The following is a 15,541-nucleotide window of genomic DNA, read 5'->3' as shown; positions in this document are numbered from 1 at the left end:
AATGTCGCAAACTAATCAAGCACTTCTGAGTGGATTCAAAGATGCCATCTTGGTACTTCAGTCCGCTGATGCACGTAACAACAAAAAGGGTGACCAACTAAAGCAGTGGGTATCGACTAACTTTGGGGAAAGTGCACGGGTCAGTATAGTTAATAAAGCAAAACAAGCTGGAAATCGCGCCAAGGAACAATTAAGTCAGCGCGATGTGATAAATGTCATCTTCTTCGTAACAAATGATGATGCGTTCGATCCGCTGGTTCGTCACTGCAAATCCTTGTTTTATCCTGCTTTGCGAACGGTATTCTTCGCCTATGCTGGCGGTGCAGCCGGAGAACTCGTCCCCAAACTCCTCCTTCGAAATCCCAAAAAAGAAAGCAAACTCGCAAACTTCTATATGAGCGCATTCCCTCAGTTGAAAGTGGAGGATGTGGAGCTGGAAATGCCTGTTGCAGCATACGAAGAAGATATAGGCACTCATGAAGAATTGGTTGAAAATCCCATTGTTCCATCGTTACTGACCGATGAAGATCCAATAATTTTGGATGTCAAATCATTGCTTGATGATGACTATGCGGGAGTGATCTTCACTGGCGCACCAGGCACAAGCAAGAGCTGGTACGCCCGTCAAGTCGCACTTAAGATTGTCGATGGAAAAACGGCGAACTTGTTTTTCATCCAATTTCATCCGGGGTACCAGTATGAAGATTTCATTGAATCTTACGTACCAACAGAAGTCGGTGGATTTGCACTGGTGGACAAGATTTTCCTTAAAGCTTGCGACGCAGCACGCGAACAACCGGATGATAGCATCGTCGTAGTCATCGACGAGTTGAGTCGAACTGATGTTGTTAGGGTTTTCGGTGAAGCCTTGACCTATATCGAACGGGACAAACGAGATTTGGAGTTTCGGCTGCCCTCTGGCCGTATCTGTAGCATTCCGCAGAATCTAATAATCCTCTGCACCATGAACCCGTGGGACCGGGGCGTCGATGAGTTGGATCTTGCGTTCGAGCGACGTTTCGCGAAGATCCGTTTCGACCCGGATCTGGAACGCCTGCGAATCGAATTGCAGAAATCCTCATTGAGCGAAGAACGCCGCCAGCTCTTGGAACAGTTCTTCAGCAGGTTGGCTAATCATCCGAACAAGCTTTGTCGACTTGGCCATGCCTATTTCATGAAGGCGAAGACCGACGAAAGCCTGCAACGTCTTTGGGATCATCAATTGGTATTTCATTTCGAAAAAATCCTGAAAAATGATGAAGAGCAGCTTGGTATCATTCACTCTGCATGGAAACGTATTTTCCAAGAGCAGCCCCAACCGACATGAGGACTATTAAGGTCAAAGAGTACGACGAGATCGAGATTCCTTCGGATTTTCTTACTGCTAGCGGCGAACTATCCGCGTTTCCGGAAATATTGCAGAGGGACTACTTCTCTGTCCGCTTCAAGAAGGGAAAGCCAATTTTTCAAGCCGGAGGATACATTGGTACAATCCCAGTGAACGCCAAGTTTTCTCTGGAGATAATACCAAAGGTTCCGATCGCCAACCTAGAGAGGATTGTATTCTTTGCAAATTATGAACCTGTCATTCTCAGGAAGTTCAAGAGAAGATACAGCCCTCATCACTATTCATCAAAGGCGCTGAGCGAATTCCTCAGCGACTTCTTTCTTAGAGCAACGGAAGAAGTTTGCATGACAGGCTTGCTGAAACTTTATCAGCCGCGTTCTTCTTCTGGCTTCTCGCCCAAGGGCAGGATTGGTATGACACAGACCGTCCGTGCAAGAGCAAAGTTCCAAGACTCCCGCATGGTCTCGACCTGGCATGAAAGGACAGTGGACAACTCTGCAAACCGGTTCCTAAAGCATGTATTGCTAAGGATACTGGACAGCAAAGAATTGATGAGTAGCAAAAAACGCAAACGGGAGGTTGTAGAGCTACTGGATCACTTCACCATGATATCGACGGCGCGAGAAGAGGATTTGCTTGCCGACCAGATGATTGCAGATCACGAACAGCAGATTCCCTCTACCAAGGAGAGCTATTTAGACGCAATCTCACTTGGGAAGATAATCCTTCAAGGGAAAGGATTTAGTTTTTCAAGTTCTGGAAACATTGGCGCTAGCGCCTTGATATTAAACTTAGAGAAAGCTTTTGAAGGTTATGTATTGGCTGTGTTGGACCATTTCGATCTAGAAAGCCGCGGTCATCGGGTATTGGATGGAAATAAAGACGGAAAATTTGGCGGGAAGAAGCCTCTTTTCTCCCCTTCTCCACGAGGAATTTACATCAACAGACCGGTCGTTGCAACACCGGATATATTGATCAAGAGCGGGATGGAAAACGCCACAAGCCTGGTCATCGATGTAAAGTACAAATCCATTAAAAATTTGGCGGATCGATCTGATCTTAATCAGATAATTTCTTACGCATTGTCCTACGGTTCTAAACATGGTGTTCTTGTTCTCCCTGCCAATGAGCATTGTCCTTCAGGGCTTACTTGCCTGGGAGTTATCGCGGGAATCGAGTTTTTTCAGTATTTCATGAAGCTGGATGCTTTCGATATCGAAGAGGAGGAGTCCGCCTTGAGGCAGACGATTTTGGAATTATTGGAGATGAAGCTGCCTTAAGCTCAGTTAAAAATTTGATTGTAAATATCAAATCCTGCCAATTCGGTGATTGCCTACCCACTCGACTCCACTGGAGTTGCACTCATTTTGAGAAAATTTGCAAGCAAGGATGCGTTTAACTGCTGAAGGTGGGAAAGAATTAAATCTACAGCTTCATCGATAGGAACTTCTTTCCCATATCTGTATTTTCCTCCTCCACCGTCAAATAATCCCATTTTAGGGGAGATATGATTAACTAACCAGCATCTCGCAGTTTAATTAGCACTGCCGGGATGTCGCGCAATGTTGGCATTTGCGTTTTAAGCCATTAATCTTCTGGCGGCTTATCCAGTCGTCAGGTAGCATTATCTGTTGTGCGGCAGCAGCTGGGGGCTCACCATCCACAAATTGGAGAGCGCAAACAACATGAGCACCTGCGAGGAGTCCTTGGCCAGGCCGCGATAGCGGACCTTGATGTAATCGAACTGGCGCTTTATCACACGAAACGGATGCTCCACCTTCGCGCGCACTCTGGCTTTGAAGTGTTCCCAACGTTCTTCCCTAGCAAGCTAGCGTTTGTTATCACCGGCCGCCCGCGTCATCCGCACGTTGGAACGCATCGCAGCCCCGGCTATCCGGACAAGCTCCGTTTACTTTGTCGCGCTGGCCTTGGCCGAATGGGCTGAGTGCAAGGGCATCACCTTAGACTTCATCGAACGCTTCAACGGCAGCTACCGCCGCGGCGTCTTGGATATGTACATCTTACGCAAGCTGAGCGAGGTCCGCGAACAGACCGAGCAATGGCTGGCCGGCTAGAACCAACAGATACCGCACAGCAGCTTGAGCGGACTAACAGCGCCGAGTTCCGTGATCCACATCACCGCAGACCTCTATTTGTGGCTGGCACTGAATTGCGGTGAGTCGACACCATCCAACAACGCCTTATCCCGCACCGCACCCTTATCCGCACTGGTCGCCAGCAACGCGTACGCCTTCAACGCCGTGGTGACCTTGCGCGGGCGCACCTCCACCGGCTTCCAGCCCTTGGCATCCTGCTCGGCGCGGCGACTGGCGAGTTCTTCGTCGGACACCAGCAGGTTGATCGAGCGATTGGGAATGTCGATCAAGATCTTGTCGCCATCGCGTACCAGGCCGATCGCTCCGCCTGCGGCGGCTTCCGGCGAGGCGTGGCCGATCGACAGGCCCGAGGTGCCGCCGGAGAAGCGGCCGTCGGTGAGCAGGGCGCATTGCTTGCCCAGGCCCTTGGATTTGAGATAGCTGGTGGGGTAGAGCATTTCCTGCATGCCGGGGCCGCCCTTGGGGCCTTCGTAGCGGATCACCACGATATCGCCGGCCTTCACTTCGTCAGCGAGGATGCCTTTGACCGCCGAATCCTGGCTTTCGTAGACGCGGACATTGCCTTCGAACACGTGGATGGATTCGTCCACACCCGCGGTCTTCACCACGCAGCCGTCGCGGGCGATATTGCCGTACAGCACGGCCAGGCCGCCTTCCTGCGAGAACGCATGGGCGACATCGCGGATGCAGCCTTCGCTGCGATCGGTGTCCAGGGTGTCCCAACGCGTGGCTTGGCTGAAGGCAATCTGGGTGGGGATGCCGGCCGGGCCGGCCTTGTAGAACGTGTGCACCATTTCCGCGTCGGTCTGGGTGACATCCCACTGCGCGATGGCGTCGGCCAGCGTGCGTGCGTGCACCGTGGCCGCGTTGGTGTGCAGCAGGCCGCCACGTGCCAGTTCGCCGAGGATGGCCATGATGCCGCCGGCGCGATGCACGTCTTCGATGTGGTACTTCGGCGTGTTCGGCGCGACCTTGCACAGCTGCGGCACGCGCTTGGACAGGCGGTCGATATCCTGCATGCCGAACGGCACTTCGCCTTCCTGCGCGGCAGCGAGCAGATGCAGGATGGTGTTGGTCGAGCCACCCATCGCGATATCCAGCGTCATCGCATTTTCGAAGGCTTCGAAGGTGGCAATGCCGCGCGGTAGTGCGGTGGGATCTTCGCCGCCATACCAGCGGTGGCACAGTTCCACCGCCACGCGTCCGGCGCGCAGGAACAGCTGCTCGCGGTCGGCGTGCGTGGCCACCACGGTGCCGTTGCCGGGCAACGACAGGCCCAGCGCTTCGGTCAGGCAGTTCATCGAGTTGGCGGTGAACATGCCCGAGCACGAGCCGCAGGTGGGGCAGGCGCTACGCTCGAACTCCGCCACCTTTTCGTCGGAGGCGCTGTCGTCGGCGGCGATGACCATCGCGTCGATCAAATCGAGTTTATGTTCGGACAACTTGGTCTTGCCGGCCTCCATCGGGCCGCCGGAGACGAACACGGTGGGGATATTGAGCCGCAGCGCGGCCATCAACATGCCGGGGGTGATCTTGTCGCAATTGGAAATGCACACCAGCGCGTCGGCGCAATGCGCATTGACCATGTACTCGACCGAGTCGGCGATGATCTCGCGGCTGGGCAGCGAATACAGCATGCCGTCGTGGCCCATGGCGATGCCGTCGTCCACGGCGATGGTGTCGAACTCCTTGGCCACGCCGCCGACGCGCTCGATCTCGCGTGCGACCAGCTGGCCGAGATCCTTCAGGTGCACATGCCCGGGCACGAACTGGGTGAACGAGTTGGCGATGGCGATGATGGGCTTGTGGAAGTCGCCATCGCGCATGCCGGTGGCGCGCCACAGTGCGCGGGCGCCGGCCATGTTGCGGCCGTGGGTGGAGGTCTTGGAGCGATACTCGGGCATGGCGAATTCGACGGCTGATTGGCGAGCGGTGGCTGGCAATTAGAGCGCGTCGCAACTGTTGCTGCTGCAACCGTCGCGGCGCGTTCTGGTGATCCGGCACGTTAGCACGCAGCTGTTCGGCGCGGCCGTCATTGCAGCGTGCACGCTGCCGGGCGATCAGGCTGCAGTGGGCTGGTTCCAACGGACGTGGAGTGCGTTGGCAGCGCGCCCGGCTGGCGGCGTTCCGGTTAGGTTGCTCGGCAAATGTGGTTTTCTGCCAGCGCTGCACTTGCGTCGCGCCGCTAAACTGTGCCGATGTCTTCCACGCTTTCCTGCCGCCTGGGCTGCGCTGCCTGCTGCATCGCGCCCTCGATCAGCTCGCCGATTCCCGGCATGCCCGATGGCAAGCCGGCCGGGGTGGCGTGCGTGCAGCTGGACGCGCAGCTGGGCTGCCGCTTGTTCGGCTCGCCGCAGCGCCCGGCGGTGTGCGCTAGCCTGCGGCCATCGCTGGAGATGTGCGGCGCTTCGCGCGAGCAGGCGTTGACGATGCTGACGACCTTGGAGCGTGCGACGCAGCCTTGAACCGGTACGTCAACGCCAGGCGCGAGCCCGCCTCGCAGACCCTCAATCAATCGCCAGTCGGCACACCCAGATACTGACCCTTGAGCCGCACATAATGTTGCGCCGAATAATGCAGGCTCTCGATTTCCTTGTCGCTGAGCGTGCGCGCCAGCCGTGCCGGATTGCCCAGCCACAGTTCGCCTTCGCCAACGACCTTGCCCGGGCCGACCACCGCACCGGCGCCAACGAATCCGTAGCGTTTGACGGTGGCGCCGTCGAGCACGCAGGCGCCCATGCCGATCAGGCACAGGTCTTCGATGGTGCAGGCATGCAGGATGGTGCCGTGGCCGACGGTGACGTCTGCGCCAATCACGGTGGGATAGCCGGCCTTGTTGAACGGGCTATGGTGACTGACGTGGATGATGGTGCCGTCCTGCACGTTGGTGCGTGCGCCGATCTGCACATGATTGACGTCGCCGCGAATCACCGTGCCCGGCCACACCGAGACGTCATCGCCCAGGCTCACCTTGCCGATGATGGTGCAGGCGGGGTCGATATAGACGCGTGCGCCCAGCTGCGGGGTGTGGTCCAGGAACGAACGAATCGGGGTCACGGCACTCTCCGGCAAATCAGTGTGCCGCCCAATGCATGCACTGCTTGCATGATAACTGGCCGTCTGTGGGTGTGCGGAACGGGCAATGCGTGGTGGATGTACCGCGTGGCTGCGCATCGAGGCCATCAAGGCTGCAAAGACAGAGTGGTTACGCCTTCCCTTTGTAGTGCATGCGATGCACACGACGCAGGTGTTTGATTGCAGTCACCAGCAACGAACGCGTGAGCTTCGAAACGAAGCGGCGTGCCGGCCTGTCCGATAAGCGCACACCAGTGCAGGCACTCGTCTTGAACGCTGCCTGCGATCGGCCTAGCGTGGCCACGCACTGTTGCAGCGGCGTTGGTTTGCCACTGCATCGCAACGCTAGATGTCGTCGAAACTACTGATTCGTGTAACCGCGTCGGCTGCATCCATGGGCTCGATCTGCGCCGCAACTGTGCGGCGCCCTCGGGCGACCTGCATGCAGGTCGGCGCACTGCAGCAAGCACCCTTCTCCATCACAGGATTCACGCATGCCGCATAGCGCAGCAACACCCGCAAGCTTCGTGCTGCCGCGGATGACGCCCTTCCAGTGGAGAGCGGTGGCGGTCTGCGTGCTGCTCACCATGCTCGACGGCTTCGATGTGATGGCGATGGCCTTCACTGCGCCGCATGTGTCGGCGCAGTGGCAGTTGTCGGGCAAGTTGCTCGGCGTGTTGTTCAGTGCCGGCCTGGTCGGCATGGCGCTGGGGTCGTTGTTGCTGGCGCCGTTGGCCGACCGCATCGGGCGTCGGGCGATGATCCTGGTGTGCCTGGCGATCTTGACCGTCGGCATGGGCGCCTCGGCCTTGGCCAGCAGCGCGTGGCAACTTGGTGCGCTGCGTGCGTTCACCGGTATCGGGATCGGCGGCATGCTGGCCTGCGTTGCGGTGATCGCCGCCGAATACTCCACCGCACACTGGCGCAGCACCGCATTGGCGCTGCAGGCCACCGGTTATCCGATCGGCGCGACCCTGGGCGGTGCGATCGCAGCGTTGTTGCTGCAGCAGTGGTCGTGGCACGCGGTGTTCCTGCTTGGTGCGGCCGGGTCGCTGCTGTGCGTGCCATTGGTGCTGGCCTGGCTGCCCGAATCGCTGGAATTTCTGATCGCGCGTCGCCCGCCCGGTGCGTCTGCACGCTTCAACGCGGTGCTGGCCCGCATGGGCATGCCGCCGCTTGCCGAACTGCCATTGCCGCCGCCACAGGTTGCCGATGACGCGCAGGGCTATGCGGCCCTGTTCGTGCCTGGCTTGCGGCGCCAGTCGCTGCTGATCGCGCTGGCGTTCTTCCTGCTGATGTTCGCGTTCTACTTCGTGCTCAGCTGGACGCCGAAGCTGCTGGTTGTGGCCGGGCTGTCGGCGGAGCAGGGCGTGACCGGCGGGGTGCTGTTGAATCTGGGCGGCATTGCTGGCGGCGGGATGTTCAGCTGGCTGGCGGCGCGTGCGCGGTTGTCGCGGCTGACGGCCGGGGCGCTGCTGTTGTCGGCGCTGGCCATGCTTGCGTTCGGGCTCTACAGCACGGTGTTGAGCTGGGCGTTCGTGATCGCGCTGTTGACCGGTGCGGCCATGTTTGCCGCCATTGCCGGCCTGTATGCGGTGGCGCCGGTGGTCTTCGCGGCGGCGGTGCGCTCCACCGGGATGGGCTGGGCGATCGGCGTGGGCCGCTTCGGCGCGATTGCCTCGCCGCTGTGCGTGGGCATGCTGGTGGATGCAGGGTGGTCGCCGGCCACGCTCTACCTGGCCTGCAGCCTGCCTCTGCTGCTGGCTGCGGCGGCCGTGCTGAGCATGCGTCTGCCCCCTCGCTGAACCGCTCACGCTGCGTCAGCCAGGTGCCGCTAGCGGAGTCGACCGCGCCAAAGAAATCCACTGCACTGCCGATAACTCGTCAGACCCCCCATCCCTGTGGCGGGCTCTTCCGCGGATTTCAAGCAGACCAGCGCCGGCATGCTCAGAACCATCGACTCAGATCAACTCCGCCCCGGCATGTATGTCTACAAGCTGCTGGGCGCGTGGGTGCACCACCCGTTCTGGAAGACCTCGTTTCTGGTCGACTCCGACGATGTGGACAAGATCCATGGCAGCCGTATCGAGCAGTTGGTGATCGATACCGCGCGTGGATTGGATCTGGAAGCGCCGGCCGCAGCGCACGCAGCAGCGGATGCACCGCCCGAACCGGAACTGCCGGAGCCATCGGAGCCGCCCAAGCCTGCATGCACCTCCCGCACCGCGCGCACCAACAGCGTCACCGCACAGGTCGGCATCGAGTCCGAAGTGGTGCGTGCCCGCAAGATCTTCGAAGACGGCCGCGACATGGTCGAGGCGATGTTTCGCGACGTGCGGCTTGGCCGTACCGTCGACACCGAGGCGGCGATGCCGCTGGTGCAGGCCATCAACGATTCGGTGCTGCGGCATCCACAGGCCTTGATCAGCGTGGCGCGGCTCAAGACTGCCGACGACTACACCTACCTGCATTCGATGGCCGTGGCCGGGCTGATGAGCGGGCTGGCGCGTCAGCTGGGGTTGCCCGAGGCCCAGGTGGTGGAGGCGGCGATGGGCGGCCTGCTGCACGACATGGGCAAGGCGGTGACGCCGCTGGACATTCTCAACAAGCCCGGCAAGCTCACCGACGAAGAGATGGACATCATGCGCCAGCACCCGATGGATGGTCATCGCCTGCTGGTAGCTGGCGGTGTGCAGAACGCGGTGGTGTTGGAGATCGCGCTGCATCATCACGAAAAAATGGACGGCACCGGTTATCCGAATCAGCTGGCGGGCGAGAACATCTCGTTGATGTCGCGGATGGGTGCGGTGTGCGATGTGTACGACGCCATCAGCTCGGATCGCCCGTATAAACGGGCCTGGGATCCGGCCGAATCGCTCAAGCGCATGGCATCGTGGCAGGGGCATTTCGACCCCGCAGTATTCCAGGCGTTCGTGCGGCGGCTGGGTATTTATCCGGTCGGTTCGCTGGTGCGGCTGGAGTCGCAGAAACTGGCGGTGGTGATCGAGCAGACGGTCGATGCGCTGCTCAAGCCCAAGGTGCGCGTGTTTTATTCGGCCAAGCTGCGCAGCCATGTGCTGGTGCAGGACATCAATCTGTCGCGGCCGGACTGCCAGGACCGCATCGCGCAGATGGAAAGCCCCACCGATTGGGGCTTTCGCGATCTCGAGAAACTCTGGTTGCCGTAAGCGGTAGCGCCGCGTGAACACGCTGGCGAGCGCGACCATGCTGCGCTGCAGCTTGGCAATGTAGTTATGATCCATAACTATTCCGGAACGCAATCAATGCCGACCCGGATTTCATGCCCATGCCGTGCCTGGATCACCGCCGTTCCCTACGTGTTGCAGCTGCCGCACGCGGCTGCCATGCGCCGGCGCCGGCCGGCAGCTGGCCGGCTGCGCGGGTCTGCAGGCAGCAATGGGCAGCATCGGCAACGCACACGCCCGCATCGGTACCCCCGGCCACGTCTACAATGCAGCTCACGCCGCGGATCGGCGTTGCGGGCGGGGAGTGCTGCGCGCACCGGTCCGCCCGCTGCCATCGTTGCGAGAACCGTCATGTCCGTCACTGCCAATGCCGCACTGCTGCCCGATGCCGTCACCACGGTGGACCAGGCGCGCCTGCTGCGGTTGCTGGGCTACCGCATCACCCGCACCGAACTGCTGGTGCGGCGGATGTTTCAGGACTGCGTGGCGGCGTTCGATCTCAAGCCGGTCGATTTTTCGCTGCTGATGCTGGTGGACGGCAACCCGGGCATCAACCAGCGCCAGATCGGCGATGTGCTGCACGTGTCGCCGCCCAATCTGGCGATCGTGGTGGCGCGGCTGGTCAAGCGCCGCCTGCTGCGGCAGGTGCGTGGACGCCAGGACCGCCGCATGCAGCATCTGTCGCTGACCGCTGCCGGCGTGGCCTTGCTGACCGATGCCGAAGCAGAGGTGCTGCGCATGGAACAGCAACTCAGCGCGGTGCTTGGCAGCAGCGAAGCGCCGTTGCTGCGCGCACTCGACCGGCTGGATCGTCTCGACACGCAGTGATCCGCCGCTGCCGAGCCTGCGCTCGGCAGTACCGTCCCACCAATCTGACCATTGCACGTGCCGTGAGCGGCGCGGCGATCGCGCCTGCCTGACCGTTGCCACGTCCTATCTACCGCTGTTTCCTCTCAACGTTGGAGATGTTCGCAGTGAGTTATCTATCGGTTGTGCGCCACGTGGGTTGGCGTGGGTTACTGCAGTGCAGTGTCCTGCTCGGGGTGATGTCGCTGCTGGCAGCCGGGCCTGCGTTTGCGCAGGGCGTGCCGCAGAGTGCAACGCTGACCAATGGCATCAACACCGGCGGCACCAGCTTCTTCGACGGGTTCACGCGCACCACGCCGGGTTGGGCGGTGATCACCTATCTGCGTCAGAGTTCGCTGGATGCGATCAAGGACGCGCGCGGCAACGATGTGCCGGTGTTCGATAATCCGCGCATCGATTCCACGCTGTTGCTGACCCAGATCGCCTATGTCACGCCCTACAAGCTCTTTGGCGGCGCACTGGGCATCAATACGCTGGTTCCGCTGATCAACCTGGATGCCTCGTTCGGCCGCAACAGCGTCGCCACACTGCGCGATAACGGTGCAGGCGTGGGCGATCTGACGTTCGGGCCATATCTGCAGATGCTGCCGGTGATACGCGATGGCAGGCCGGTGTTTTCGCAGCGTTTCGAGATCGATGCCATCGCACCGATCGGCAAGTTCGATCGCGACCGCGACCTCAACCAAAGTGCAGGCTATTGGTCGGTGGTGCCGAACTACGCATTGACCTGGCTGCCGACGCCGAGCTGGGAAATCAGTGCGCGCCTGAATTACATCTACAACTTTCGCAGCGAGCGTCGTCCGAATCTGCCGCCCGGCTTCGAATTCCGCAATGGGCAGGCAGGCGATGCGGGCTGGATCAACTTCGCCACCTCCTGGGAAGTGGCACCGGATATCCATCTGGGCGTGAATGCGTATTACCTCACCCAGTTCCGCGATAACCGCACCAATGGGCAGCGCGTTGCAGACACGCGTCAAAGCGTGTTCTACGCCGGACCAGGCGGCTCATGGCGGCTGGATGCCAGCAACATCGTGTTCGCCAATCTCTATCTGCCGGTGGAAGTGAAGAACGCCGCCTCCGGCAACAACGTCAACCTGCAGTACGTCCATGTGTTCTAGTGCCGGCGTGGCCGGCCTCTTCGGAGAGTGGCAATGAATTTGCAGAACAAGACGATCGTGGTCACCGGTGTGGCCTCGGGTATCGGTGCAGAAGTCGCGCGGCTGGCGCGGTTTCATGGTGCCACCGTGATCGGCATCGACCGCACACCGGTGCAGATGACGCTGCATGGGTTTCACCAGGCCGACCTCGGCGACCCGGCCTCTATCGATGCGCTGGTGAATGCCTTGCCGGAGCGCATCGACGCGCTGGCCAACGTGGCCGGCGTCCCCGGCACCGCACCGCTCGAGCTGGTGGCACGCGTCAACTATCTGGGCCTGCGTCATCTCAGCCAGGCCTTGCTGCCGCGTATCGTGCCGGGCGGCAGCATCATCAACGTGGCGTCGATTCTGGGCGCCGAATGGCCGCAGCGGCTGGACCTGCATAAGCAACTGGCCGCCACCGACAGCTTTGCTGCCGGCAGCGCGTGGTTGGTGGAACATCCGGTGGCACACGACACCTGCTACCAGTACTTCAAGGAAGCGCTGATCGTGTGGACGTTGCTGCAATCGCGGCCCTGGTTTGCCGAGCGTGGCGTGCGCGTCAACAACGTCTCGCCAGGGCCGGTGTTCACGCCGATCCTGGGCGACTTTGCCGCCATGCTTGGCGAGGAACGCGTCAAGGAAGATGCCAAGCGCATGACCCGCCCGGCGTATGCCGATGAAGTGGCCGAGGCCATCGTGTTTCTTGCGTCCGATGCTGCGCGCTGGATCAACGGCATCACGCTGCCGGTTGATGGCGGGCTGGCGTCGACCACTCTGTAACTCCACCCCACAGCAGGAGGCTAGACCATGAATGCTCTCCCCAACGTTGCAGTATCCGCGCCCACCACCCCGGCGTGGCACGGCTGCATTTTCAATGGCGACTGGGTGCCCGGTAACGGCGGTACCTTGCAGATCTACGAGCCTGCCACTGGCAACCTGTTGCATGAAGTGAGCAAGGCCGATCTGTCCGATGTCGCAGCTGCGGTGGCGCAAGCCAAACATGCGCAGCGTGCGTGGGCCGCCACCGCGCCGCGTGAGCGCGCTGCGATATTTCACCGTGCCGCGCAGCTGATGGAAGCGCGCAGTGCAGAAGCCGCGCTGCTGATTGCGCGCGAAACCGGCGGCATCCTGCCCAAGGCACAGCGCGAAGTGAACGAATCGGTGGTGTTCTATCAGCAGGCTGCGGCGCTTCCGCTGCAGGCCGTGGGCCAGGTACTACCGACCGGTGCCGGTCAGCTCAGCCTGGCGCGGCATCTGCCATTGGGCGTGATTGCGGTGATTTCGCCGTTCAACTTCCCGTTGATCCTGTCGCTGCGTTCGGTCGCACCGGCGCTGGCGATGGGCAATGCGGTGGTGCTCAAGCCCGATCCGCGCACGCCGTATACCGGCGGCGTGATCATCGCGCAGGTGCTGGAAGAAGCCGGTCTGCCAAAGGGCTTGCTGCATGTGCTGCATGGCGATGCGCAGATCGGTCAGGCGCTGGTCGAATCGCCGGATGTGCCGATGATCGCCTTCACCGGTTCCACCGCTGCCGGCCGACGCATCGGCGAGATTGCGGGGCGGCACTTGAAGAAGGTTGCGCTGGAACTGGGCGGCAACAACGCAGTGATCGTGCTCGACGACGCCGATCTGGACAAGGCCGCATCGGCAATCGCGTTTGGCGCCTACATGCATCAAGGTCAGATCTGCATGGCCACCGGCCGGGTGCTGGTACAACGCAGTGTGGCCGAGGCATTGACGCAGCGTCTGGCCGAAAAAGCCCGTCATCTTCCCGTTGGCGATCCGGTCAGCGTCACCGTGGCGCTGGGCCCGATCATCGACCAACGCCAGCTGCAACGTGTGATCGACATCGTGCGCGACAGTGTTGCTGCCGGTGCGGTGGTCGAAGCCGGCGCGACAAACGAAGGTCTGTTCTATGCGCCGACCGTGTTGTCCAACGTGCGTCCGGGCATGCGCGCATTCGACGAAGAGGTGTTCGGCCCGGTGATCAACATCACCGTATTCGATACCGACGACGAAGCGGCGGAACTGGCCAACTACGGCGAGTATGGGTTGGCCGCAGGCATCATGTCGGCATCGGTGTCGCGTGCGATGAACCTGGGCGAGCAACTGTACATCGGCTCGCTGCATATCAACGACCAGACGGTGGTGGACGAAGTCATCAATCCGTTCGGCGGCACCGGTGCGTCGGGCAATGGCACCAGTGTCGGCGGCCCGGCCGATTGGGAGCAGTACACGCATTGGCAGTGGCTGACGATCAAGAACACGGTGCCGCAGTACCCGTTCTGAGCGGAGTGGCGCAACCGACTTGGAGTTGCTGAGAAAACCTCTCTAACGCTGCATTGATGGCTGCAGCGTGTTGGTTGCACCCGACTTCGTTTTTTTGGATGTATCCCTGGCGTCGTTTTCGATGCAGCCGAAAGCATGGCTAGTCGAGGGCGCGGTGCCCTCACCGCTCGCGGGACACGCCGCAAGTACGTCCATGTAGGCTCGGTGGCGGCATCCATGCCGCCACACGGTCCCGCAATCGGTGAGGACACCGCACCAGACTGTTGGTCGGTCGCTGGGTAAAAAGCTGAGCGCCTCACAAGTAGCGTGTCCTTGCTGGTGCGGGTCGCGGAACCACACGATAGCTAGCAAATCAGAAGCATGTCATGCATTGCTTGCAACCCTGCACACCGACACTCTCGACTGGTCCTTGCCCGCCCACCGTCGCGGGACCTTACGCGGCATGGATGCCGCGTAAGAGCCTACATGGACGTACTTGCGGCGTGTCCTGCGATGGTGGGCGGGCAAGGGCCCTGCAGCCAACCCGCAGATCAGCCGCTCTTAATCGCCAGCACGGAAGCGCGTCGGCGAGCAGCCGGTGTGGCGGGCGAAGTAGCGGCTGAAATACGCAGCGTCGAAAAATCCAAGGCTGGCTGCGATCTGTTGCACGCTCAGGCTGGTGTAGCGCAGACTGCGGCGTGCTTCCAGCATGATCCGCCGCTGCAGCAGGTGTAATGCCGAGGCCCCTGCCAGTCGCTGGCATAGCGCGTTGAGATGGCCCGGGGTCAGTCCCAATTGATCGGCGTAGCGGGAGATCGGCCAATGCGCGCGATAGTGCTGGTCGATCAGGGCCTGGTAGCCGCGTAGATGGCGCAATGCCGGATCGGCCTGCGGGCTTACCGCAGCTGCATCTTGTGCGCGTTCCAGTGCCGTGCGCGCGGTCCAGATCAACAGCTGCGCCGCAGCCGCCTGCAACGCGGCCTCGTGACCGATGCGCTGGCGCGCGTGATCGTCGGCAATGGTGGCGAACAACACGTCGAGCAATCCGCGTGCTTGATTGACCTGCAGCACCAAAGGCGCCGCTAATGCGCGCTGCAGCAGTGGTGTGGCACTGAGTGCACTGCGTACCAACGGCATGCACAAGGTGATGATGTGCCCGCGCACCTGTGGATCGAATCCGAAGCCGTGCACGCATAACGGTGGCAACCACACCACGGTTGCGCCGCGCACGCGTTGGCTGCGGCCATCCAGCTGCAGCGTTGCCGGCCCGCGCTGCACGTAGAGCAGCTGCGCCAGGTCTTCGTGGCGGTGCGGCACGATATGCCAATCGTGCAACCGGCTACGTGCGGCGATCGACTCCCAGTGCAATAACTCCGGCGCGTCGGCATGGTGCTCGCCGTACAGACCGAAGGCGGGAACAGGGGTGGCTGCAGCAATATCGGGCGCGCGTGTCGGCATCGTCGAAAAGTCCAAGCACTGCACGCAATCATCCCTTCAAAGCGCACGCTTGGCTACCGACAC

The 15,541-nt window shown here is 60.8% G+C and carries 12 protein-coding genes and 2 pseudogenes; 10 read left to right on the top strand and 4 right to left on the bottom strand.

Annotation, left to right across the window (positions count from 1 at the left end; genetic code table 11):
* The first annotated feature begins 1 nt into the window (after position 1).
* Positions 2–1,327, top strand: coding sequence for an McrB family protein (locus NMB96_RS03775; protein WP_255086275.1), 1,326 nt, complete (start codon positions 2–4; stop codon positions 1,325–1,327).
* The gene (locus tag NMB96_RS03770; RefSeq protein WP_255086274.1) at positions 1,288–2,628 is read left to right on the top strand and encodes an McrC family protein; all 1,341 of its coding nucleotides are present in this window, start codon (positions 1,288–1,290) and stop codon (positions 2,626–2,628) included. Before NMB96_RS03775 ends, NMB96_RS03770 begins: the two co-directional genes overlap by 40 nt.
* 344 nt (positions 2,629–2,972) lie before the next feature.
* On the opposite strand, the pseudogene NMB96_RS03765 reads toward NMB96_RS03770, so the two are convergent.
* A pseudogene (locus NMB96_RS03765) lies at positions 2,973–3,164 on the bottom strand (transposase); the annotation flags it as partial.
* A gap of 28 nt (positions 3,165–3,192) precedes the next feature.
* Between NMB96_RS03765 and NMB96_RS03760 the strand changes: the two are divergent.
* Positions 3,193–3,517, top strand: a pseudogene (locus NMB96_RS03760) (integrase core domain-containing protein); the annotation flags it as partial.
* Here the strand turns inward: NMB96_RS03760 and ilvD are convergent.
* The gene (gene ilvD, locus NMB96_RS03755; protein WP_255086273.1) at positions 3,498–5,369 is read right to left on the bottom strand and encodes a dihydroxy-acid dehydratase; all 1,872 of its coding nucleotides are present in this window, start codon (positions 5,367–5,369) and stop codon (positions 3,498–3,500) included. The pseudogene NMB96_RS03760 and the gene ilvD overlap by 20 nt on opposite strands.
* 294 nt (positions 5,370–5,663) lie before the next feature.
* Here ilvD and NMB96_RS03750 point away from each other — a divergent pair, with 294 nt between their 5' ends.
* Positions 5,664–5,930, top strand: a complete 267-nt coding sequence (locus NMB96_RS03750) for a YkgJ family cysteine cluster protein (protein ID WP_255086272.1) — start codon at positions 5,664–5,666, stop codon at positions 5,928–5,930.
* Positions 5,931–5,976: 46 nt separating this feature from the next.
* On the opposite strand, the gene NMB96_RS03745 is transcribed toward NMB96_RS03750, so the two are convergent.
* Positions 5,977–6,522, bottom strand: a complete 546-nt coding sequence (locus tag NMB96_RS03745; protein ID WP_255086271.1) for a gamma carbonic anhydrase family protein — start codon at positions 6,520–6,522, stop codon at positions 5,977–5,979.
* Between the two features lie 512 nt (positions 6,523–7,034).
* Between NMB96_RS03745 and NMB96_RS03740 the strand changes: the two genes are divergently transcribed.
* The 6 genes from NMB96_RS03740 to NMB96_RS03715 all read left to right on the top strand — a co-directional run bounded on the left by NMB96_RS03740 (position 7,035) and on the right by NMB96_RS03715 (position 14,041).
* Positions 7,035–8,345 carry an MFS transporter gene (locus NMB96_RS03740; protein WP_255086270.1) on the top strand — a complete coding sequence of 437 codons (1,311 nt, stop codon included), beginning with the start codon at positions 7,035–7,037 and terminating at the stop codon, positions 8,343–8,345.
* Between the two features lie 138 nt (positions 8,346–8,483).
* The gene (locus tag NMB96_RS03735; protein WP_255086268.1) at positions 8,484–9,728 is read left to right on the top strand and encodes an HD-GYP domain-containing protein; all 1,245 of its coding nucleotides are present in this window, start codon (positions 8,484–8,486) and stop codon (positions 9,726–9,728) included.
* Between the two features lie 369 nt (positions 9,729–10,097).
* Positions 10,098–10,574: a MarR family winged helix-turn-helix transcriptional regulator gene (locus tag NMB96_RS03730; RefSeq protein ID WP_006451709.1), complete on the top strand. Its 477-nt coding sequence runs from the start codon at positions 10,098–10,100 to the stop codon at positions 10,572–10,574.
* A gap of 137 nt (positions 10,575–10,711) precedes the next feature.
* Positions 10,712–11,731: a SphA family protein gene (locus tag NMB96_RS03725; protein ID WP_023902274.1), complete on the top strand. Its 1,020-nt coding sequence runs from the start codon at positions 10,712–10,714 to the stop codon at positions 11,729–11,731.
* Between the two features lie 33 nt (positions 11,732–11,764).
* The gene (locus NMB96_RS03720) at positions 11,765–12,532 is read left to right on the top strand and encodes a coniferyl-alcohol dehydrogenase (protein WP_255086267.1); all 768 of its coding nucleotides are present in this window, start codon (positions 11,765–11,767) and stop codon (positions 12,530–12,532) included.
* Between the two features lie 27 nt (positions 12,533–12,559).
* On the top strand, positions 12,560–14,041 hold the full coding sequence (locus tag NMB96_RS03715; protein ID WP_255086265.1) for a benzaldehyde dehydrogenase: 1,482 nt from the start codon (positions 12,560–12,562) through the stop codon (positions 14,039–14,041).
* Positions 14,042–14,581: 540 nt separating this feature from the next.
* Here NMB96_RS03715 and NMB96_RS03710 read toward each other — a convergent pair.
* Entirely contained in the window at positions 14,582–15,478 is an 897-nt protein-coding gene (locus NMB96_RS03710) for a helix-turn-helix domain-containing protein (RefSeq protein WP_084217820.1), read from the bottom strand.
* Positions 15,479–15,541: the final 63 nt, after the last annotated feature.

The sequence above is a fragment of the Xanthomonas hortorum genome, from assembly GCF_024339125.1.
Taxonomy (GTDB): Bacteria; Pseudomonadota; Gammaproteobacteria; order Xanthomonadales; family Xanthomonadaceae; genus Xanthomonas; species Xanthomonas hortorum.
The sequence above is the reverse complement of the archived record's forward strand: the minus strand, read 5'-3'. Positions and strand labels throughout refer to the sequence as shown.